Here is a 722-nt window from a genome sequence, read left to right as displayed (position 1 = left end):
CTTAAAGGCTAATGTTACCAGTAGCCCTCCAAGACTCGCTACGAGTGAATGGCTAGTTCTTTCTCGGCGGGAATCCCACCCGCTATATGATACGACCTAAGCTCGGCCGCACAAGCACCCGTTAGTTGAATAATCAATTCTTAATTTCAATCGATACACAAGTAATTTGACAGTCCATCATAGGTATTACCAATGAACACTTATAAAGTAGAATGCCATTGACTTCAACATCCTCTATTTCTATTTCTTGGAAATAGAAGGATAACTCTTCTGGTCTTTGTGGGATACTCCCTTTCATACCTTCAAGCCAAGTATTAAAGGTGGCTGAAAAACAATCCCTAAATAAAATTGTGCATTCCGATTCATTCGGTCCATAATAACTCATTCGAACTATATGAGTTGTATGGTCATACGACAAGCCCTTTAATTCTGCATCGATATAGTCTGTATTCAATTTCCTCAAAACTTCCTGACTACTCTGTCTCAAGAAAAACACCTCCAATTATTGAATCCTACTTTCTTCAACTAAACTGCCGCGTTAGTTCAATAAGAAAAAAGAGTTGCCTAAGCAACCCATGTTCTTTAACTAAAGCAATGGATAGTCTACACTTAGTTGGACAATCAAATTAAGGGCAAGTAGAATAATACACAATAAGTGAGGAGAATCTACTATGCCCCAAAAAAGAAGAACGTTTTCTACAGAATTTAAAAAGCAAGTTGTA

The 722-nt window shown here is 37.5% G+C and carries 1 protein-coding gene; it reads right to left on the bottom strand.

Going from position 1 to position 722, the window contains the following annotated elements; genetic code table 11:
• Positions 1–133 precede the first annotated feature (133 nt).
• The gene (locus FG384_RS19600) at positions 134–487 is read right to left on the bottom strand and encodes a hypothetical protein (protein WP_142644355.1); all 354 of its coding nucleotides are present in this window, start codon (positions 485–487) and stop codon (positions 134–136) included.
• Positions 488–722 lie beyond the last annotated feature (235 nt).

Source organism: Psychrobacillus vulpis (assembly GCF_006861825.1).
In the GTDB taxonomy this organism is placed as follows: domain Bacteria; phylum Bacillota; class Bacilli; order Bacillales_A; family Planococcaceae; genus Psychrobacillus; species Psychrobacillus vulpis.
This window is presented reverse-complemented; position numbering and strand designations above follow the sequence as displayed.